This is a genomic window from Aeromicrobium phoceense, from assembly GCF_013868155.1.
GTDB classification, from domain to species: domain Bacteria; phylum Actinomycetota; class Actinomycetes; order Propionibacteriales; family Nocardioidaceae; genus Aeromicrobium; species Aeromicrobium phoceense.
This window is the reverse complement of record NZ_JACEOG010000001.1, coordinates 481,940-501,442: the sequence shown is the minus strand read 5'-3', so window position 1 is coordinate 501,442 and position 19,503 is coordinate 481,940. Positions and strand designations below refer to the sequence as shown.

The following is a 19,503-nucleotide window of genomic DNA, read 5'->3' as shown; positions in this document are numbered from 1 at the left end:
TCAGTCGCCCTCGGTCTGCACCGAGGCGGCGAGGGACACCATGTGACCCAGCCGGGCGATCTCCGAGGCCAGGAACTCCGGCCCGCCGTGGCGGCCCACCGCGACGAAGAACTCGGTGCCCGACCGCGTGGTCCCGGGGGACCCGGCCAGCACGGTGGAGTCCCACGCCGCGACCTCGGGCAGGTTCTGCGCCTTGCTCACGGCGAGCCAGGCGTCGCAGTCGGGCAGGACGCGGGGTGCGGCCGACGAGCCGAAGAGGAACGTCGCGCCGCCCTCGCCCGGCCCCACGGCCATGGCCCAGTCGGTGCGGAACGTCGAGGGGATGACCTCGATGAGGCGCTCGATCGCCAGGTCGGGCTCGTCGGTGAAGGCCTCGACGGCCTCGAGGTCCATGCTGAGGTTCGCGCCCGCGGTGTACCGGCTGATCCAGTGCACGTGGACGCCTTCGAGGCCCTGGCAGGCCGTGATGAGGGCGTCGGGCATCACCGCGCTGGGCAGCTCGAGGAGCACGTCGTCCACCGCGACCCCGTCGGCCCGGTGCTCGACGATCTCGATCGCCTCGATGTCGGCTCCGGCACCACCGAGTGCCGTCGCGAGTGCGCCGAGCGAGCCCGGGACGTCGGGAAGCTCCACCCGCAACAGAAACGCCATGCCAGCCATTGTCGCGCGTCCCGATTGCGGAGAGGTAAACGCCGGGACGGGCGAGTCGCGGCGCGCCGATGCCCCTAGGCTGGCGCCGTGGTGGAGCACGCGCGCGGAACCGAGGGCCTGCGACTCGTCGGGTCGTCCCGGCTGCTGGCCGAGCCACCGATCCGGATGCTCGGCGACCTGCTCGTCCGGGGCGGCCTCACCCGCGTGGGGGCGTTCACGAGCCTGGCCCACGGCATGGAGTCCCAGTCGGCGACGATCGGCCGGTACTGCGAGTTCGCCCCCGACGTCCTCATCGGTGCCACCGGGCACCCGCTGACCTGGCTGGGCGTGAACTCGTTCCAGTACAAGAAGGCCACGTGGGGGTGGCACCCGTCAGCAGCCGAGTCCGAGGTGATCGACCCCGAGGCAGACGGGCGCCCGTCGTTCCGCGGTGAGCCGTCGGTGGTCGGGAACGACGTCTGGATCGGCGCGAAGGTGGTGATCCTGCGCGGCGTCACCATCGGCGACGGCGCGGTCGTCGCCGCTGGTGCGGTGGTCACCGAGGACGTGGCGCCCTACTCGATCGTCGGCGGGATCCCGGCCCGTCCCATCCGCGACCGGGTCGATCCGGCCACCCGCGAGCGCCTCCTCGACCTGGCCTGGTGGCGGTTCTCGCCCAACGAGCTGGCCGGCGTCGCGTTCGACGACCTGCCCCGCGCGCTCGACCAGCTCGACGAGCGCGTCCCCGACCTGGAGCCGTACGAGCCCGGGTTCGTCCCGATCGAGCGACCGGCGGGCGGCGGGTCGAAGCGCTCGCGCTGGCGGCGCTGAGGGCGGATACTGGCTGGATGCGAGCCATCTGGAAGGGCGCGATCAGCTTCGGGCTGGTCCACGTGCCGGTGAAGGTCTACTCCGCCACCGAGAGCCACGACGTGTCGCTGCACCAGGTCCACGACGAGGACGGTGGGCGGATCCGGTACGAGCGCCGTTGTGAGATCTGCAAGGAAGTCGTCGCCTACAAGAACATCGACAAGGCCTACGACGACGGCGAGCGGACGATCGTCCTCACCGACGAGGACCTCAAGTCCCTGCCCGCCGAGCGCAGCCACGAGATCGACGTGGTCGAGTTCGTCCCCGACGACCAGATCGACGTGCTCCGGCTGGGCAACCCCTACTTCCTGGAGCCCGAGGAGAAGGCGCTCAAGCCGTACTCCCTGCTGCGCCAAGCCCTCGAGGAGACCGAGCGCACGGCCGTCGTCACGTTCGCGCTGCGCCAGCGCACCCGGCTGGGCGCCCTGCGCGTGCGCGACAACGTGCTCGTGCTCCAGACGCTGCTGTGGGACGACGAGGTCAGGACCGCCGACTTCCCCGTGCTGGAGAACACCGCGAAGGTCACCCAGAAGGAGCTCGCGATGGCCGGCCAGCTGATCGAGTCGCTCGCCGGCGACTTCGACGCGAGCCAGTTCACCGACGACTACCAGGAGCAGCTCAAGACCCTCATCGAGGCGAAGCAGAAGGCCGGCGAGGGCATCGACACCGAGGCCACGTTCGGCACGCAGGAGGACGAGGGCGGCGAGGTCGTCGACCTCATGGAGGCGCTGCGCCGCAGCGTGGAGGCCCGCAAGGGCGATGCGGCCGACGACAAGCCCAAGAAGAAGGCGGCGAAGAAGAAGTCGTCGGCCTGACCCCGGCTCAGGCGGGCTGGTGGTCCCCGTCGGACGTGGAGGCGACGTCCGACAGCTCCACGCGAACCGTGGCCGGGAACTCCGACACGGGGCGCTTGCGGTTCTCCACGACCCAGGTCGCCACGGCGTGCAGCTTCTGGTTGTGGTTCTGCGAGTACCGCCGCAGCACGTCGAACGCCCGGTCGGACTCGATGTCGAAGCGCTCCATCAGGATGCCCTGCGCCTGGCCGATGACCTTGCGCGCGTCGATCGCGGTGAGCAGTCCGGCCTCGTGGTGGGCGTTGGCCAGCGCGATGGAGGCGTGCCGCGCGAAGATCATCGCGGTGGCGAGGTCGTTGGAGTCGAACGCGCCTGTGCGATCGGCGTAGAGGTTCAGGGAGCCGTACCGGCGGTCGCGCGTCTCCAGCAGCACGCTCATCGCGCTGTGGATGCCCAGCTCGGCGGCGGCGCGTCCCCAACGGGGCCAGCGCTCGTCGGTCTGGACGTCGGTGCACAGGTAGCTGCCCCCGGACTCGAGGGCGTCGAGGCAGGGCCCCTCGTCGAGCTCGTGCTGCAGCTCGTGCGAGCGCGTGACGCGGGGCGAGGTGGACGCGGCCGTCTCGATGCGCGTACGGGAGTGGACCAGCATGATGCCGGCGTCATCGCACCCGGCCGCCGTCCGGGCGTGCTCGGTGATGCGTTCTACTGTCTTCTCAGCGGTGGGCTGCTGATGCAGGTCGAGTGCCACCTCGGAGAAGAAATCGGGCACGGACACGGCCTCTCCTTCACACTGGGAACTCCAAATAATACGCGCAGGGGGTACCACCAGTGGCAGGCGCACCCACCCAGACGGTGTCCGTCGACGGCAGGCTGCTACGGCTGACGAACAGCGACAAGGTCATCTACCCGGCCTCGGGCACCACCAAGGCCGAGGTCATCGCCTACTACGCCCAGGTCGCCCCGTGGCTCCTTCCGCACCTCGCCGGGCGCACGGTCACGCGCAAGCGCTGGGTCAACGGAACGGGTCCCGACGCCGAGGTGTTCTTCGAGAAGAACCTCCCCGACTCCGCGCCCGACTGGATCCGGCGCGTCACGATCAAGCACCGCTCGCGCACGAACGTGTACCCCGTCTTCGAGTCGGTGGCCGACCTGGCTTGGGCCGGGCAGGTGGCGGCGCTCGAGCTGCACGTGCCGCAGTGGCGCGTCGACGCGACGGGCGTGGCGCAGAACCCGGACCGGCTCGTGATCGACCTCGATCCCGGACCCGGCACGGGCCTGCCCGAGTGCGCCGAGGTCGCCCACGCCGCGCGGGAGCTGCTGGCGGACGTCGGGCTCGAGTGCATCCCCGTGACGAGCGGCAGCAAGGGCATCCACCTGTACGCGCAGCTCGACGGCACCCACGACTCCGACTACGTGAACGCGTTCGCCAAGCAGGTGGCCCAGGCGCTCGAGGCGGCGATGCCCGAGCTGGTCGTCAGCGACATGTCGAAGGCGAAGCGCCGGGGCAAGGTGCTGGTGGACTGGAGCCAGAACAACGGCAACAAGACCACGATCTCGCCCTACTCGCTGCGCGGGCGTTCGGAGCCGACCGTGGCCGTGCCCCGCGACTGGGACGAGATCGACGCCGACCTGCGGCACCTGACGATCGACGAGGTCCCGGCCAGGCTGGCCGAGCGGGGCGACCCGATGGCGGCGCTCGCGGCCCCCGTGGCCGACCGGCTCGCGACCTACCGGTCGATGCGCGACGCGAACCGCACGCCCGAGCCCGTGCCCGACTCGGTCGTCCGGGGCCGCGACGGCGACCCGACGTTCGTGATCCAGGAGCACCACGCGCGGCGCCTGCACTGGGACTTCCGGCTCGAGCGCGACGGCGTGCTCGTGTCGTGGGCGCTGCCGAAGGGGGTGCCCGACTCGACCACCGGCAACCACCTAGCGGTCCAGACCGAGGACCACCCGCTGGAGTACGCGACCTTCGCGGGCACGATCCCGAAGGGCGAGTACGGCGCGGGCGAGGTCACCATCTGGGACCACGGGCACTACGACCTGGAGAAGTGGAACGACCACGAGGTCATCGCGACGCTGCACGGCACGCGCGAGGAGGGTCTGGGCGGGTCGAAGCGCCTCGCGTTGATCAAGACCGGCGAGAACTGGCTGATCCACCTCATGAAGGAGCAGTCGCCGCACGCTCCCGCGAAGGAGGCGGCGCCCCCGGAGGAGCCACCCGCGAAGCGGACGAGGAAGAAGCCGGCGTCGGGCCGTGCCGGGTTCGTCCCGCCGATGCTCGCCGTGCTGGCCGGTGGGCGTGACGCGTCCGGCGACGGGTGGGCCTACGAGCTGAAGTGGGACGGAATCCGGTGCGTCGCGGTGGTGAGCGGCGAGCAGGTGCGGCTCTACTCGCGCAACCACAACGACGTCAGCGCCAGCTATCCCGAGATCGTCGAGGAGCTGGCCGGCCTCGGCCTCGACGTGGTGCTCGACGGAGAGATCGTCGCCCTCGACGACAAGGGCATCCCCAGCTTCGGCCGGTTGCAGCAGCGGATGGGCGTCACGAAGGCCGGCGACATCGAGCGACTCCGCCGCACCGTGCCGGTGCAGCTGATGCTCTTCGACGTGCTGGAGCGCGATGGCACGTCGCTCCGCGACCTGACCTACGACGAGCGGCGCGAGGCACTGGACGACCTGGGGATCGGCAGCTCGCTGGTCCACGTGCCGCCGGCGCACGGCGGCACCCTCGACGAGGCCGTCGCGCTGAGCCGCAGCCACAAGCTGGAGGGAGTCGTGGCCAAGCGGCGCTCCTCCACGTACGACCCCGGGTCGCGCTCCACGGACTGGCTCAAGATCAAGAACCAGGACACGCAGGAGATCGTGATCGGCGGGTGGCGGCCCAGCAGCGGTGGGCGGGGGATCGGGTCCCTGCTCGTCGGCGTCCCGGTCGAGGGCGGCCTGAAGTACCTCGGGCGCGTGGGCACGGGCTACAGCAACGCCGAGCGGCTCAAGCTGCGGTCGCTGCTGGACCCGCTGGAGCGCGCCACCTCGCCGTTCGTGGACGACGTGGAGACGGCCGCATCGCGGGACGCGACGTGGACGACCCCGAAGCTGGTGGGAGAGGTCGTCTACGGCGACTGGTCGCCCGCGGGGCACCTGCGCCACGCCAGCTGGCGCGGTCTGCGGCCGGACAAGGACGCCGCCGACGTCGTCCTGGAGACCCCTGCCGAGGTGCGACTGACCCCGCCGTGAGCCACGATGGAAGTCCGACGACATCTGTGCGAAGGAGCCATCGTGGCCAAGGGCAAGAAGAGCGTGAAGGATCACGTCGACACCGTCGTGGAGCAGCTGCCGGACGCATCCGAGCTGCGCGACCTCAGGGACCAGCTGGTCGAGCGTCTCCCCGACCGGGCCGAGTGGCTGGCCCTGCGCGACGACCTGCTGGAGAAGCTGCCGGACAGGTCGGAGCTCATCGACCTGCGTGACACCCTCGTCGAGAAGCTGCCGGCCGAGGTCAGCGACAAGCTCCCGGTCGAGACGAAGAAGCAGAAGCGGTTCAGGGGCGTGAAGAAGGTGGCCTTCGTGGGCCTGCTGACCGCCGGCGTCGCCGGCGTGGCGGCGTTCTTCAAGGCCAGGTCGGCCGACCAGTCCACCTACACCGCGTCGACCTACACGACGCCGGGACGGCCGACGGGCGCCCCCGCAGCGCCGACCACCACCACGACCTCGACGACGCCCACCGGCGACGTCGGGGCCACGGGCACGGTCACGCCGCCGACGACGCCGCCGACCGTCTGACGACACCGACCGTCTGAGACCAGACGCACGAGGGCCCCGGGAGTGATCTCCCGGGGCCCTCGTCGTCAGCACATGGTCAGTGCTTGAACGCGTCCTTCACGTTCTCGCCGGCCTGCTTGACGTCCGACTTGGCCTGGTCGCCCTTGCCCTCGGCTTCGAGCTTCTCGTCGTCGGTCGCCTTGCCGGTGGCTTCCTTGCCCTTGCCCTTGAGGTCGTCAGCGGCGTTCTTCAACTTGTCATCAAGTCCCATGATCTCCACCTTTCCTCTCGTCTTCTTCTCACCTCCATGCCAACACGGTTGGGGTCGCGGCGCATCTCGTGGAGGTGTGTTGCCGGCGTGTGAAACCTGGCCGCTTCACCGGACGCGTGACACCCGTCACGGGCAGGATGAGCGAAAGCCCCCCGACGAGAGAGCCACGATGTCCTTTCCTCCTTCCCTCACCCGACCGGCCCGGGCCGTCGCGGTAGCGGCCCTGAGCGGTGCCCTGTGCCTGGGCACCCTCGGCGCGACCACGGCCACCGCCGCCGCGGCCGACCCCGTCGCCGGCGCGCGCACCTCCGGCGACTCCCTCTTCCCGAACGTCGGCAACGGCGGCTACGACGTCCAGCACTACGACCTCGACATCGCGTGGACTCCCGGGGCGCCGGTCGCGACGGCCAGCACGATCGCCGCCACCGCGAGGATCAGCGCCACCGCGGCCGTCCCGCTGTCGGAGTTCTCGCTCGACTTCGAGGGCCTGACGGTCGACTCGATCACCGTCGACGGGGCGCCCGCCACGTGGGAGCGCGACATCGACGCCGCCACGACGAAGTACAAGCTGGTCGTCACGCCCGCCGAGCCCGTCGAGGGTGACTTCACCGCAGTGGTCACCTACTCGGGCTCCCCGGTGACCCACATCGACCCGGACGGGTCGAGGGAGGGCTGGATCGCCGGCGACGACGGCGCCACCGCCGTCAACGAGCCGGTCGGCGCCATGACCTGGTACCCGGTCAACAACTCGCTCAAGGACAAGGCGAAGTACGACATCAAGCTGACGATCCCGCGGCTGATGGACGGCGAGACGATGGCGGCGGCCAGCAACGGCACGCTCCACTCCAAGACCCGCAACGGCGCCCTCGAGACGTGGCACTGGAAGCAGCCGAACCAGATGGTGCCGTACCTGTCGATGGTCTCCATCGGCAAGTACGAGGTCCGCGAGTCCGTGATCGAGCTGGAGAGCGGCACGTACCGCGACTGGACGTTCCTCGACGCCGCGATGACCTCCACCCAGCGCACGACGACGTTGGCCAGCCTGGCGCAGACGCAGGACATCATGCGCTGGCTGGAGTCGAAGTTCGGCCCGTACCCGGGCGTGGCCACCGGCGCGGTCGTCGACCGCATCAACGTCGGCTACGCGCTCGAGACGCAGGACCGCTCGTTCTACCAGAACTCGGTCAGCAAGGGCACGCTCATCCACGAGATCGCCCACCAGTGGTTCGGCAACGCGGTGTCGCCCACCGACTGGAGCGACCTGTGGCTGAACGAGGGCATGGGCGACTACGCGCCGCGCGCCTACAACTACGAGACCGGTGCGACGACGACCTCGCCCGAGACGTCCTACTTCAACTCCTGGAACGCCAGCGCGCCGACCTCGGGCCAGTGGCAGGTGCCGCTGGCGGGCTTCACCGACCCGGCGATCCTGTTCGACTACGTCTACGGACGCGGCGGCATGACGTTCGAGACGCTGCGCACGATCGTGGGCGACGAGGCCTGGTTCGAGATCCTGCGCACGTGGGTCGCGGAGAACAACGGCTCCGACGCGTCGACGGCCGACTTCGTCGCGCTCGCCAACCGGATCTCGGGCCAGGACGTCACCCCCGTGCTGAACCCGTGGCTGTACGGCACGGCGAAGCCGGCGTGGGCGTCGAAGTGGAACCTCTCGGTCGCCTCCGATCCCGCGGGTCCGCTCGCGCCCGGGGACACCGTCACCCATACCCTGACGGCGGAGAACACCGGCAAGGTGGCCATCGCGGGCCAGACGGTGACCGTCGACGTCGCCGACCTGGTCGACGACGCCCGCCTGGGCGCGCTCCCGGCGGAGCTGGTGAACCTGGGCGGCAAGCTCCGGTGGACCATCCCGGCCACGTCGGCCGGGCAGTCGGCGACCGTGACCTTCCCCGCCACGGTCAAGGAGTCGGCGTCGGGCGGCACGGTCGGCGTCACCGCGAGCACGACCGCGCTCGGCTCGTTCTGTGTCACGTGCAGTGCCTCCACGGCCATCGCCGACCAGGCCGACGCGTGGACGCTGGGCCTGTCGGCCGCGCCGCTTCCGGGTGCCGTCGAGGCCGGCGACGAGATCACCTACACGGTCTCGGCGAAGAACACGGCCGTCCACGCCCTCGAGGGCGCGACGGCCGAGATCGACCTGGCCGACGTCCTCGACGACGCCTCCGTGGTGTCGCTGGGAACCGGGCTCGAGCTCGACGGCACCACGCTCCGGTGGTCGGTGCCGCGGGTCGCGAGCGGCCAGACGGCCCGCGCCGAGTTCACCGTGGAGGTCGAGTCGGAGTCGGGTGCCACGCTGACGGTCTCCGCCTCGCCCGGCACGGCCGGGGGATCGGGTGAGCCCACGCTGACCCACACCGTCGGCCTCAAGCCCCTCAGCCCGGCCCCCGTGCCGGTGGTGAGCGGCACGGGTCGCGTCGGCACGGTCCTCACGGCCCGCGCCGGCACCTGGCCCGCCGGCACCGCGCTGGCCTATCAGTGGTCGGTCGGCGGGAAGGTCGTCGCCGGTGCCACCGGCGCGACCTACCGCCTCACGCCGAGGGACCTGGGCCGCGTCGTGGCCGTCGCGGTCACGGGCACCAAGTCCGGCTGGGCGTCGGTGACCAAGGTCAGCGCTCCGCTCAGGGTCGCTCCGGGCCTGCTGACCCGCAAGCCGCAGCCCTTCCACGTCGGACTGCCGAAGGTGGGCCGCACGCTGAAGGTGAAGGCGGGCACGTGGGACCCGGGCGTCCGGCTGTCGTACCGCTGGTACCGCGGCAGCAAGGCCATCAAGGGCGCGACGAAGACGTCGTACAGGCTCACGAAGGCCGATCGTGGCCAGCGGATCCGGGTCAAGGTCACGGCCACGAAGCCGGGCTACGCCACCGTGGTGAGGTACACGCCTCGCACGGCGCGCGTCCTGCGCTGACCCCACCGAGGTCGCTCCGAGCGCCCCGGTCCGCCACGGCGGGCCGGGGCGCTCTCGTGTCCGGACGCCGCCGGGAGAGGACGAAGGATGATGCCTTCGACCCCGCTCCGGTACCTCGATGCATCATCCTTCGTCCAGGCGCGAAAGAGCGAGGCCCCGGCAGCAGCTGCTGCCGGGGCCCTGCTCCGCGGAATGTCAGCGCACGCGCACCGACTTCACGACCGAGCTGCTCGAGCCGTAGTTCGCGTCACCGGAGTAGACGACCTTCACCCGCAGGCTCTGGCGCTTCTTGGGCGCCTTCACCGTGAAGGAGGCCTTGCCGGTGGACGGGACCCGCACGGTCCTCGACAGCTTGTAGCCGCCCTTGGCCTGCGCGACGTACACCTTCGCGGTGCCCGTCGGGGCGACCCCGGCCACGCCGCCGCGGACGGCGAACTTGCCGCTCAGGGTCTTGCCCGGCTTGACCACCGACTTCGCCGAGAGGCTCGTGGTGGTGCCCTTCTTGGCGACGGTCAGCGTGGACGAGATCCGCGCGGAGCCGTCGGTGCGGTCGGTCCCGTCGTACGCGGCCGAGACCGTGTAGCGACCCGGCTTCAGCGTGGCCGGCAGCGTGAGGGCCGCCGATCCGTCCGAGCCCAGCGCGACCGTCCGGCTCACCGAGCCGTAGCGGAAGGTGACGGTGCCACCGTCCGCACCGCCGACGATCGCCGACAGCCGCGCGGCCTGCCCGAAGGTGGTGGACGCGCTCGAGAGCGACATCACCATCGTGGGCTTGCCCTTCACCAGGGTGAAGGACACCGCGCCGGACGTCGATCCCGCGGTGACGCCGGTCTCGGCGAACTCCGCGACGATCGCGTGGGGGCCGGCCTTGAAGCCCGGCACGTCGAGGGTGGCCTCGCCGTCCACGACCTCGGCCGAGCCCAGGACCTTGTCGCCGTCGCGGAACTCCACGGAGCCCGTGGTGTCGCCGCCCTCGACCGTGGCCGTCAGGGTGACCGGCTCGTTGATCGACGGTGCCTCGGGCGAGATCGACAGGCTCGTCGAGCTCGCGTCCAGGACCGCGAGCGAGCCCGTGCCCTTGCGGTCGGTGCCGCTGCCCACGACCGAGATCTCGGCCGTGCCCCGGGCCACCGTGGCCGGGATGGCGACGACCGCGCTGACGACGCCGGTCGTGTCGGCGACCGCGACGACGGGGTCGATCCCGGCGACGGTCACCGTGACGCCCTCGCCGGAGCGGAAGCCGCCGGCCGTGACCGTGACCGACTCGCCCGGCTGCGGCTTGTCGTCGCTGACCGAGACCTCGGTCTGCTGGCCCTTGGCGGCCAGCTCGGCGCACGCGTCGCCCTGGACGCCGGCGGGCGGCAGTGCCGTGGCCGGAGCCGTGACGCCGTCGTCCTCACGCACGACCAGCCAGTCGAGGGCGTTGGTGCCCAGGACGCCGCCGGTCGTGTTGATGACCGAGACCTTCACCGAGGTGGAGTTCGTCGTGCTGGTGGCCGAGTCGCCGAGCACCGGGGCGCTGACGACCTTGCAGGTCTCGCCCGGGGCGAAGGTGACCTTCTCCATGGCGATGCCCGCGCGACCGATGGCCGAGCCGAGCGCCGACACGTAGCCGGTGACCGGGATCGAGGCCGCCTCGTCGAGGTAGACCGCGAGGTCGGCCGTGCCGGGCGCGTTGCCCTCGTCGACGTTCGGGGCGTCGACGTTGATCGTCGGGACGGTCTTGCTGTCCGCGGTGCCCACGGCCGAGCTCTCGAAAGCGAGGTCGGACAGGAACACGCCACCGGCGGCCAGGTCGTCCGGACCGGCGAGGGCGCCGAAGCGGACCTCACGGATGTCGGAGACCTTCACGCCCGCGGTCGCCAGCGTCGCGACCGGGAGGTCGACCTGCTGCAGGATGACCTTCTTCAGCAGCGCGCTGGCGGACGCGGGGAACCGCGTCGTGGCCAGCGGGTTGAGGTCGGCCACCGGGGTGGTGAACGTCGCGCCCGTGCCGTCGACGACGGTGAGCGAGAGCGCCGTGCTGCTGGCGACGGTGTCGTCCGCGGCGACCTTCACCGACAGGCGCTCCATCGTCGACGCGTCGCGCGCCTTCGCGGGAACGCTCACGCGCACCTCGCTGGGCGTGATGGTCGTCGTGCCCGTGCCGAGCGCGGTCCACGAGAACTTCGTGACCGGCGTGGCCGGGACGTTGCCGCCGTTGCTGGCCGGCGTCCAGTGCGGCTGGGCGCTCGTGCTGAGCGTCGAGGCCGTGCACGCCGGCAGGACCTGCGTCACCGTGCGACCCCCGGCACTCGCGCAGACCGTGGCCGTCGCGGCACCCTGGACCCGCACGAGCGAGCTGGGCGCCTCGAAGGTCGCGATGGTCCTGCGTGCCGAGGCCGGAGCCGTCGACATGCTGCGGATGTCGGGCGTGCCCAGCACCTCGGGCACCTCGGCGGAGCCGTCGAACATGGGCAGGAACTGCTTCTCGTCACCCATCGTCAGGCGGAACCAGCCGGCCATGTAGGCCGTGCCGGCGTCGTACTGCGCGTCGGCGCTGAGACGGATGTTGGTCTCCGAGCGTGGGCCGCAGACGGCGTCGGTGGAGGTCGCGCCCCAGTCGTCGGAGACGGAGTACGCGTACTTCCCGGGCGTCCACACGGTGTTGTAGAAGTTGTGGTTCGCACCCATCATCCAGACGCCGCTGCGCAGCACGTCGTCGTCGAACGCGTAGCGCGAGTCGTCGAGCATGTGCTGGCCCTGCTGGTTCGAGACGTCGCCGTCGCAGTAGGGCAGGACCACGTTCATCGGCACGTTCGGCACCGTCATGCGGGCGAAGTCGACCGGCGCCAGGGGCAGGATCGACGTGATCTTCCACGGCTTCTCGAGGCCCTGGTTCAGCGTGGCGGCCGAGGTGACGCCCTCACCGCCGCGCGAGTGGCCCATCATGCCGATGTTCGAGAAGTCGAAGCGGCCGACGAGGTCGGCGGGGGACAGGCCCGCGGTGCCCTCGGTGAGACCGGGCAGCGGGTCCTGGTTCGCCAGGGCCTGAGCCAGCGTGACGTCGGCGTCGGTCTGCGCGTCGTGGTGCACGACCTCGGCGCCCTCGTTGGCCTTCTTGAGCATCGAGAGGGTGTCGAGCAGCAGCTGGCCGCGCGCCTGGGCGCCCTGGTCCAGCGCGAGCTGGTTGTCGTTGGAGTTGATCGCGTTGGCCGCGATCGAGACGACGGCGTAGCCGTGGCTGGCCAGCGCCCGCGCCGTGCCGTCGTAGCCGGCGAAGCTCGGGATGTTGATCTGGTTCGCGCCGCAGGGCCAGCGGTTCGGGTTGGCCGTGCCGGTGGAGCACGAGGTGTGGCGGCCGTGCAGCAGCAGCACCACGGGGCGCGCGCCGCCCGTCTTGGGCAGGTAGACCTTGCCCTGCAGCTCGCCGCGGATGCCGCCGATCGCGGCCAGCGGCACGGACTGGGCGCCGAAGTTGTAGACGGCCTCCGTGTGCTCGTACGTGCCGAGCGAGGCGGGGTCCGCGTCGAGCGGCTCGGGCTCGGCCGCCGCGATCTCGGCGAGCTCGGTGGCCCTCAGCGGTGCGCTCGACGGCTTGCTGAACCAGCCGGCCTCGATGTCGTCGGCCTGCACGACGGCGGAGTCGGCCGTGAAGACCGACAGGCTGCTGCCGTCGGCGGACTCCGTCGCGATGCCGATGGGCTTGCCGTCGACCTCGATCGTCGGGGCGTCCGAGACCATGGGCAGCTTCTTGGCCAGGTCGACCGTGACCAGGTAGCCGCCGGCCGCGCGGCTGACCGACCAGTCGTCGCCGGAGACCAGGAAGTCGTCGGCGGCGTGGGCGGGTACCGCGGCCATGGGCAGCGCCAGCAGCGCTCCCACGGTGGCGAGCCGCCATCCTCTTTGCTTGAACACGTGAACCCTCTCGGGTGGGGGAAGCTCGCACCGGGGGCGGAGCGGGGACCTTCCGAGTCTGGGTAAGGCGCGTTACGCGGACGTGTCGTCAGCCGCTCATCCAGATGTTCTGACGGCGTGTCAGGTAACAATCCGCACACGGTGGGTCACCAGCCCGGAAAAGACGAACCCCCGGCGACCTGGTGGTCGACCGGGGGTGGTGGTGGTCTGGTTAGGCAGCGTTGAGCACCGCCCATGCGATGAGCTGGTCCAGGCGGCGGATGTCGATCTTCTTGTCGAGCTTGATCTTGATGTGTCCGGCCCGCGTCCAGAGCTCGAGCTCCGCGTTGAAGTCGAGGAGCTTGCCGGCGTTCTCGGAGGACCACATGTCGATGCGGCTGTAGGGCAGGGAGTACACCTCGACCTTCTTGCCGGTGATGCCCTGGGCGTCGCGGACGATGAGACGCTTCGTCGTGAAGATCGCCGAGTCGCGGAACGTCTTGAACGCAGCGACGGCCTGTTCGCCTTCGACGAGCAGGTCGGTGACGTCGGCAGGGACGGGAATCTCCTGGACGAGGGTCCAGGCGGTGATCGGGGCGGTTTCCATGGACGGAGAGTGGCACAGGAACCTGTTCGACGGGTCCGAATCGTCCCGATCCGCCGGCGCTACGGCGGCTCCGGAAAAGACGAACCCCCGGCGACCTGGTGGTCGACCGGGGGTGGTGGCGCGCCCGTAGGGATTCGAACCCCAAACCTTCTGATCCGTAGTCAGATGCTCTATCCGTTGAGCTACGGGCGCACGCCCTTGCGGGCCTCGACGAGTCTAACGTGTGACCCCGCGAGGTGGGAAATTGGGTCTGCCGGACGCGCCGCCGCACTTCCCGTAAGTTGGAGACGATGGACGATTCCCCCCGCGTTCCACAGCGCCGCGATGCCGTGGCGAACCGCGAACGCCTCATCGACACCGCCGAGGTGTACTTCGCAGAGAACGGCCTCGACGCGCCTCTGCACACCCTCGCGGCGGAGGCGAAGGTGGGCACGGGGACGCTCTACCGGAACTTCGCCTCGCTGGACGAGCTCGTGCGCGCCCTCTACGACCGGTACATCCGCTTCTTCGACGAGCTGGCGGAGCGTGCCGTGCAGATGGAGTCGGGGTGGGAGGGCATCGAGCTGGTCCTCGACGAGTGCATGAGGATGCTCCTCGACAAGCGCATCGTGTCCGAGGTCATGCGTCGCCAGGCCATCAACGACCCCGACTACCGCCCGAGCCAGCGATGGATCGAGCCGCTGGGGAACCTCGTCAGTCGCGCGATCGACGAGGGTGCCGCACGCCCCGACCTGGCGGTCTCCGACCTCAGCGCCGTGGCGGTCATGCTGGGGGAGGTCAGGACCTTCGCGCCCGAGCACCACGAGTGGATCGCCGCGCGGATCCGCGGCCTCGTGCTCGACGGCATGCGAGCGCACCCGCACCCTGCGACGCCGCTGCCCGAGCTGCCCGAGGACTTCGACCAGATGAGCACCTCGATCATCAAGCGCTCGCCCTGATTCGTTGACTCAGGGTCGGGGTGGGTATCCTGATCCGGTTGTCTGGAGATGTCGCATAGTGGCCTAGTGCGCCCGCCTGCTAAGCGGGTTGAGGTTCAAACCTCTCGAGGGTTCAAATCCCTCCATCTCCGCCAGCCGAAGGTGGGAGCAGGTCAGCCTGCTCCCACCTTTCACGTTTGCTGGGGTCAGCCCTCGGCGAGGTCGAAGCGCCGGTAGCCGTTGGCCTGGTTGAGGCGGTCGTAGACCTCGCGGATGAGCTCGGCCCGCCGGGTGCGGTCCACGAGCGACAGCGGGAACGCGGTGACCGTGCCCGTGCCGTCGGTGAACCTGAGCATGCCGTCGCTGACGCCGACCGACTCGACCTGCTTCCACGTCACGTCGCCGTGGCGCCCGCGGGCGACGAACCCGGCGCGGTCCAGGGTCACCACGGTGGGGGGTCGCAGGTTCATGACGGCGGCCACGAGCAGCGCGACCACCGCGACGACCGCACCCAGGATCGTCACGGTGACGCGCAGGTCACTGCCCGTCCCGGTGAGGAACGCGACGAGCACGCCCACGGCAGCGACGATGAAGCACACGCCGGCGAGCACCATCAGGTGCGACCGGTCGAGTCGATAGCGAGTCACGCAGAGGGGGCGGGATTCGAACCCGCGGCTGACACTGCTGCCAGCGACCGCTTTCAAGGCGGTTCCGATCGGCCACTCCGGCACCCCTCCAGGCCCGCCGCCGAGGCGACGGGACCTGCGTCGATTCTCGCACTCCGCCGCGGAAGCCCTCTGACGCGGGACCCGACCCCCTCCACTTTTGGAAACGGATCGACGTCCCACGGAGGTGAGCGCGTGGATTCGTTTCCAAAAGTGGCGAGGGGGGTGGCCGTGACGGCCGAAACCTCAGCGCAGCGGGGAGAGGCGCCCCGGCTCGGTGCGCTGGGCCTGCTGGACGGCACGCGCGGCGCGGCGCGACCGGGGCCGGAAGAGGACCGCGCGGATGACCAGGCCGATCACGAGGCCGATGATCGCGCTGTAGAGCGTCGAGAGCGCGAAGTACGACGGGTACGCGCGCGGGTCGATCAGCGAGTTCGCGACGATCACGGTGCCGACGACGGCGAAGACGCAGACCCACCAGCCCTCGCGGTACCGCGAACGCATCGAGACACCGACCACGAGCGCCGGGAACCCGATGAGGAACTCGTACGGGCGCGGGACGCCGCCGATGTTCTGGCGCAGCCACACGATCGTGTCGTCGAGCAGGTTCGTCAGCGCGGGGGAGCCGGCCGTCCGCACGAAGCTGCCGTAGTAGAACAGGCCCACCGCGACCACGGCCACCACCACGAGCAGCTTGAGGTGGCTGCGGCCGAAGCCGTGCAGGCCCGAGCCGAGGCGCCAGACGATCGAGATGGCGAGCGTGACCGAGACGGCCATGACCATGAGGCCGAAGGGGCGCACCTCGACCGGGGCGTTCCAGGCCGCGACCCCCACCGCGCCGCTGAGCGCGAGGATCAGCATCACGGCGTACTCGCGCAGGACCTGCACCACGGTGGCGGCCGGCCGGGTGAAGACGACGGCCGACACGGCGGACAGCACCGCCGTGGTGCCGGCGGCCGCGGCCAGCAGGGCGTTGACGCCGCTCAGCAGGGCGGCCGCGGACAGCAGGAGCGACAGGGACACCCAGATGCGCATGTACCCGCCGACGCGGTGCGTGAGCATCACGGCGAACGTCACGAGCAGCACGGCCGCCGACGGCCGCCACAGCCACGACGGAGCGCCGACGTCGGTGATCGCGGACGCGGCGCCGGCGGTGCCGCACGCCCACGCGACGAACGTCGCGATCATGAGCAGACGCGCCCAGCGCGGCGAGTCGACGCGCGGCTCACGGGTCGCGACCTCGTAGGGGGTCGGGACCGACGTGTCGAGGCGGCGTCGGCCCGGCGGGGCAGTCGTCACGGTGTGGAAATCCTCCGGTTGGCGAGCGACGGGTTCACGTCGCGGGAAGCGCGAACGGCGTCCACCGCGACCTGCGCAGTGACCAGCTCGTCCCCCCCGGCGGCTTCCTCCACGATAGTTCCCCACGGGTCGGCGACCAAGGAACGGCCGGTGTAGCGAGAGCCGCCCTGGGCCGCCGCGGCCACCCAGACGGTGTTCTCGATGGCCCGGGCGCGCAGCAGCGTGCGCCAGTGCTCGGCCTTGTGCTCGCCGGCGACCCACGCCGCCGGGACGACGAACGCGTCCGCCCCGCGGTCGACCAGCGCGCGCGCCAGCTCGGGGAACCGCAGGTCGTAACAGGTCATCAGGCCGATCGTCAGGTCCTCCACGGGCACCACGACCGGCTCGATCTCGCCGGCGCGCAGCCGCTCGGACTCCCGGTAGCCGAACGAGTCGTAGAGGTGGATCTTGCGGTAGGTCGCGGCGAGGTCGCCGTCGGGAGCGACCACGACGAGCGTGTTGTACGGGAGATCGTCCGTGCGCTCGAACATCCCCGCCACGATCGTGGATCCGAGGCGCTTCGCCTCGCGTGCGATGAGGTCGACGAAGGGGCCGTCAAGGGGCTCGGCGACGGCCGCGAGGTCGTGGTCGGCGGGGCCGAAGTCGTGCATCGTCGCCTCGGGCAGCACGACGAGCCCGGGGCCGTCGAGGTCGCTGAGTCGCGCCTCCACCTGGGCACGGTTGGCGGCCGAGTCGAGGGTGGCGGCCAGCTGGACGAGCGTCACCTGCATGAGGTCCAGTGTGCCGGTCACTACCGTGGAGCACATGCGAGCCGTCATCGTCGAAGAGCCCGGAGGCCCCGACAGCCTCGTCGTCGCCGACCTCCCCGATCCGGAGCCCGGCCCGGGCGAGGTCGCGGTGCGGGTCGCCGCTGCCGGCGTCAACCGCGCCGACCTGCTCCAGCGCCAGGGGCACTACCCGCCGCCTCCCGGCATCACCGACGTCCTCGGGCTGGAGTGCTCCGGCGTCGTCGAGGAGCTCGGCGAGGGCGTCACCGGCCTGACCCCGGGCGACGAGGTCTGCGTCCTGCTGAGCGGGGGCGGCTACGCCGAACGGGTGGTCGCGCCGGCCGGACAGGTGGTGCCCGTGCCCGCCGGGACCTCCTTGATCGAGGCCGCGGCCATCGCCGAGACCTACGCGACCGTCTGGTCCAACGTCTTCATGCTCGCCGGCCTGCGCGAGGGCGAGAAGCTGCTCGTCCACGGCGGCGCGAGCGGCATCGGCACCACGGCGATCCAGCTGGCCAAGGCCTTCGGGGCCACCGTGGTCACCACGGTCGGCAGCGAGGAGAAGGCGGAGATCGTCCGCCGGCTCGGTGCCGATGCGGTCGTGAACTACCGCGAGGACGACTTCGTCGAGACGTGCCAGGACCTCGGTGGCGTCGACGTCGTGCTCGACATCATCGGCGGCAAGTACCTGGCGCAGAACGTGGCCTCGCTCGCTCGCGGCGGACGCATCGTCGTGATCGGGATGCAGGGCGGGCGCAAGGGGGAGCTGAACCTCGGAGCGCTGCTGGCGAAGCAGGGCAGCGTCGCGGCGACGTCGTTGCGATTCCGGCCCGTCGAGGAGAAGGCCGCCATCATGGCCGAGCTCGTGGAGAAGGTCTGGCCGCTCATCGAGGACGGCACGCTCGGGCCGGTGGTGCACGAGGCGGTGCCCCTCTCGCGGGTGGCCGACGCGCACCGCATCCTCGAGGAGTCGTCGCACGTGGGCAAGGTCGTCCTCGACGTCAGGGCCTGAGGCCGGGCCGCGCTGCGTGGTCTCCCGGCCTAGGCTGGGGCGCATGACCGACGACCGGATCATCGACCCCCAGGGCCAGCCCGTCCCCGCCTCCGCGGAGCCTGAGCGCACGCCGCTGACCGACCTCGTGGAGCAGCCGGCGAAGGTGATGCGCATCGGCGGCATGATCCGCCAGCTCCTCGAGGAAGTGAAGGTGGCGCCCCTCGACGAGGCCAGCCGCGCCCGCCTCCGCGAGATCCACCACCAGTCGATCGACGAGCTCAAGGACGGCCTCGCGCCCGAGCTGGTCGACGAGCTCGAGCGGCTCAGCCTGCCGTTCGACGCCGAGGCCCCCAGCGACGCCGAGCTGCGCGTCGCCCAGGCCCAGCTGGTGGGCTGGCTCGAGGGCCTCTTCCACGGCATCCAGGCGGCGCTGTACGCCCAGCAGGTGCAGGCCCAGAGCCAGCTGCAGAACATGCGCCTCGCCCTCCCCGGAGGTGCCGGCGAGGACGGTGCGACGCCCGAACGCGTCACACCTTCCGAAACGGGGGGAATGTACCTCTAGACTGGGGTCACCTGCAGGGATCGGAGATGGCAATGAGGCCGACACTCCCACCGTGTGCCATGTCACCGGAGATGTACCAGGACGAGATCCTCTTGTCCCCGCCGGCTCGGCGCGACGTCACCGTCGAGCAATGGCGTGACTACCTCTCGAAGCGAGCCGCGGCCCACCGCCGCTGTGCGGGCTGCGACGTCCTCGCCGACTGCCTGTACCGCTCGGTGGTCGACGTCGACGTCCTGGGCTTCGTCGCGTGCACCAGTGAGGCCGAGCGCCGCACGATGCGGCGCGAGCTCGGCATCGAGGTGCGGTTCGACTCCAGCCCCTACGGCACGGCACGTGTCGGAGGAGGCCCGGTCGACCACGCCGAGGTGATCGGCGCCCGCAAGGCCCATCCCGACGAGACCTGCCGCGAGCTGGCCCAGCGCCTGGGCTGCTCGACCTCCACTGTCAAGCGGCACCTCCGCCAGGAGCGCGAGGGTCGCGCGGCCGTGGTTACCACGATCGAGAAGCCCTCGGTCGGCGACGTGCTCGACGCGTTCGACCGGCTCGACACCTCGCGCAGCGTCTGA

17 protein-coding genes and 3 tRNA genes are annotated in these 19,503 nt (G+C 70.9%); 10 read left to right on the top strand and 10 right to left on the bottom strand.

Features of this window, described 5'->3' with window-relative positions:
• A complete protein-coding gene (locus H1W00_RS02435) occupies positions 1-651 on the bottom strand; it encodes an ACT domain-containing protein (protein ID WP_181753319.1) in 651 nt (216 codons plus the stop codon).
• Between the two features lie 87 nt (positions 652-738).
• On the opposite strand from H1W00_RS02435, the gene H1W00_RS16735 reads away from it, so the two are divergent.
• Both H1W00_RS16735 and ku read left to right on the top strand, forming a co-directional pair.
• The gene (locus tag H1W00_RS16735; RefSeq protein WP_338072802.1) at positions 739-1,461 is read left to right on the top strand and encodes a DapH/DapD/GlmU-related protein; all 723 of its coding nucleotides are present in this window, start codon (positions 739-741) and stop codon (positions 1,459-1,461) included.
• Positions 1,462-1,478: 17 nt separating this feature from the next.
• Positions 1,479-2,315, top strand: coding sequence for a non-homologous end joining protein Ku (ku, locus tag H1W00_RS02425; RefSeq protein WP_181753317.1), 837 nt, complete (start codon positions 1,479-1,481; stop codon positions 2,313-2,315).
• A gap of 7 nt (positions 2,316-2,322) precedes the next feature.
• On the opposite strand, the gene H1W00_RS02420 is transcribed toward ku, so the two are convergent.
• The gene (locus tag H1W00_RS02420; RefSeq protein WP_181753315.1) at positions 2,323-3,069 is read right to left on the bottom strand and encodes a GAF domain-containing protein; all 747 of its coding nucleotides are present in this window, start codon (positions 3,067-3,069) and stop codon (positions 2,323-2,325) included.
• 53 nt (positions 3,070-3,122) lie between these two features.
• Here H1W00_RS02420 and H1W00_RS02415 point away from each other — a divergent pair, with 53 nt between their 5' ends.
• Both H1W00_RS02415 and H1W00_RS02410 read left to right on the top strand, forming a co-directional pair.
• Entirely contained in the window at positions 3,123-5,531 is a 2,409-nt protein-coding gene (locus H1W00_RS02415; RefSeq protein ID WP_181753313.1) for an ATP-dependent DNA ligase, read from the top strand.
• A gap of 42 nt (positions 5,532-5,573) precedes the next feature.
• Positions 5,574-6,077, top strand: a complete 504-nt coding sequence (locus tag H1W00_RS02410; protein ID WP_181753311.1) for a hypothetical protein — start codon at positions 5,574-5,576, stop codon at positions 6,075-6,077.
• Between the two features lie 76 nt (positions 6,078-6,153).
• Here H1W00_RS02410 and H1W00_RS02405 read toward each other — a convergent pair whose 3' ends face one another.
• Complete coding sequence (locus tag H1W00_RS02405; protein ID WP_181753309.1) at positions 6,154-6,327, bottom strand: CsbD family protein; 174 nt, start codon at positions 6,325-6,327, stop codon at positions 6,154-6,156.
• Positions 6,328-6,496: 169 nt separating this feature from the next.
• Here H1W00_RS02405 and H1W00_RS02400 point away from each other — a divergent pair, with 169 nt between their 5' ends.
• On the top strand, positions 6,497-9,250 hold the full coding sequence (locus H1W00_RS02400; protein WP_181753307.1) for a M1 family aminopeptidase: 2,754 nt from the start codon (positions 6,497-6,499) through the stop codon (positions 9,248-9,250).
• Between the two features lie 195 nt (positions 9,251-9,445).
• Here H1W00_RS02400 and H1W00_RS16945 read toward each other — a convergent pair whose 3' ends face one another.
• The 3 genes from H1W00_RS16945 to H1W00_RS02385 form a co-directional block, all read right to left on the bottom strand.
• Entirely contained in the window at positions 9,446-13,147 is a 3,702-nt protein-coding gene (locus H1W00_RS16945) for an Ig-like domain repeat protein (protein WP_181753305.1), read from the bottom strand.
• 211 nt (positions 13,148-13,358) lie between these two features.
• Entirely contained in the window at positions 13,359-13,733 is a 375-nt protein-coding gene (locus tag H1W00_RS02390; protein ID WP_181753303.1) for a PH domain-containing protein, read from the bottom strand.
• Positions 13,734-13,849: 116 nt separating this feature from the next.
• A tRNA-Arg gene (locus tag H1W00_RS02385) sits at positions 13,850-13,925 on the bottom strand.
• Positions 13,926-14,023: 98 nt separating this feature from the next.
• Between H1W00_RS02385 and H1W00_RS02380 the strand changes: the two genes are divergently transcribed.
• The gene (locus tag H1W00_RS02380) at positions 14,024-14,671 is read left to right on the top strand and encodes a TetR/AcrR family transcriptional regulator (protein ID WP_181753302.1); all 648 of its coding nucleotides are present in this window, start codon (positions 14,024-14,026) and stop codon (positions 14,669-14,671) included.
• 44 nt (positions 14,672-14,715) lie between these two features.
• Positions 14,716-14,805 (top strand) — tRNA-Ser (locus H1W00_RS02375).
• 51 nt (positions 14,806-14,856) lie between these two features.
• Here the strand turns inward: H1W00_RS02375 and H1W00_RS02370 are convergent.
• From H1W00_RS02370 to H1W00_RS02355, 4 genes are all read right to left on the bottom strand, one after another.
• Entirely contained in the window at positions 14,857-15,297 is a 441-nt protein-coding gene (locus H1W00_RS02370) for a hypothetical protein (protein WP_181753300.1), read from the bottom strand.
• 1 nt (position 15,298) lies between these two features.
• Positions 15,299-15,387: transfer RNA gene (locus tag H1W00_RS02365), tRNA-Ser, on the bottom strand.
• Positions 15,388-15,561: 174 nt separating this feature from the next.
• Entirely contained in the window at positions 15,562-16,614 is a 1,053-nt protein-coding gene (locus H1W00_RS02360) for a hypothetical protein (RefSeq protein WP_181753298.1), read from the bottom strand.
• Positions 16,611-17,384, bottom strand: a complete 774-nt coding sequence (locus H1W00_RS02355) for a carbon-nitrogen hydrolase family protein (protein WP_181753296.1) — start codon at positions 17,382-17,384, stop codon at positions 16,611-16,613. The genes H1W00_RS02360 and H1W00_RS02355 overlap by 4 nt, the downstream gene beginning before the upstream one ends.
• A gap of 34 nt (positions 17,385-17,418) precedes the next feature.
• Between H1W00_RS02355 and H1W00_RS02350 the strand changes: the two genes are divergently transcribed.
• From H1W00_RS02350 to H1W00_RS02340, 3 genes are read left to right on the top strand one after another with little or no spacing between them, the layout of a single operon-like run.
• Positions 17,419-18,393 carry an NAD(P)H-quinone oxidoreductase gene (locus tag H1W00_RS02350; protein ID WP_181753294.1) on the top strand — a complete coding sequence of 325 codons (975 nt, stop codon included), beginning with the start codon at positions 17,419-17,421 and terminating at the stop codon, positions 18,391-18,393.
• A gap of 43 nt (positions 18,394-18,436) precedes the next feature.
• Entirely contained in the window at positions 18,437-18,937 is a 501-nt protein-coding gene (locus H1W00_RS02345) for a bacterial proteasome activator family protein (RefSeq protein WP_181753293.1), read from the top strand.
• 59 nt (positions 18,938-18,996) lie between these two features.
• The gene (locus H1W00_RS02340; RefSeq protein ID WP_181753291.1) at positions 18,997-19,503 is read left to right on the top strand and encodes a WhiB family transcriptional regulator; all 507 of its coding nucleotides are present in this window, start codon (positions 18,997-18,999) and stop codon (positions 19,501-19,503) included.

What these genes read in the sequence shown, in the direction of transcription:
- H1W00_RS02350 (WP_181753294.1), top strand. Translation starts at nt 17,419, where the DNA reads ATGCGAGCCGTCATCGTCGAAGAGCCCGGAGGCCCCGACAGCCTCGTC.
- H1W00_RS02380 (WP_181753302.1), top strand. Translation starts at nt 14,024, where the DNA reads ATGGACGATTCCCCCCGCGTTCCACAGCGCCGCGATGCCGTGGCGAAC.
- H1W00_RS02400 (WP_181753307.1), top strand. Translation starts at nt 6,497, where the DNA reads ATGTCCTTTCCTCCTTCCCTCACCCGACCGGCCCGGGCCGTCGCGGTA.
- H1W00_RS02390 (WP_181753303.1), bottom strand. Translation starts at nt 13,733, where the DNA reads ATGGAAACCGCCCCGATCACCGCCTGGACCCTCGTCCAGGAGATTCCC.
- ku (WP_181753317.1), top strand. Translation starts at nt 1,479, where the DNA reads ATGCGAGCCATCTGGAAGGGCGCGATCAGCTTCGGGCTGGTCCACGTG.
- H1W00_RS02340 (WP_181753291.1), top strand. Translation starts at nt 18,997, where the DNA reads ATGTCACCGGAGATGTACCAGGACGAGATCCTCTTGTCCCCGCCGGCT.
- H1W00_RS02435 (WP_181753319.1), bottom strand. Translation starts at nt 651, where the DNA reads ATGGCGTTTCTGTTGCGGGTGGAGCTTCCCGACGTCCCGGGCTCGCTC.
- H1W00_RS02355 (WP_181753296.1), bottom strand. Translation starts at nt 17,384, where the DNA reads ATGCAGGTGACGCTCGTCCAGCTGGCCGCCACCCTCGACTCGGCCGCC.
- H1W00_RS02345 (WP_181753293.1), top strand. Translation starts at nt 18,437, where the DNA reads ATGACCGACGACCGGATCATCGACCCCCAGGGCCAGCCCGTCCCCGCC.
- H1W00_RS02405 (WP_181753309.1), bottom strand. Translation starts at nt 6,327, where the DNA reads ATGGGACTTGATGACAAGTTGAAGAACGCCGCTGACGACCTCAAGGGC.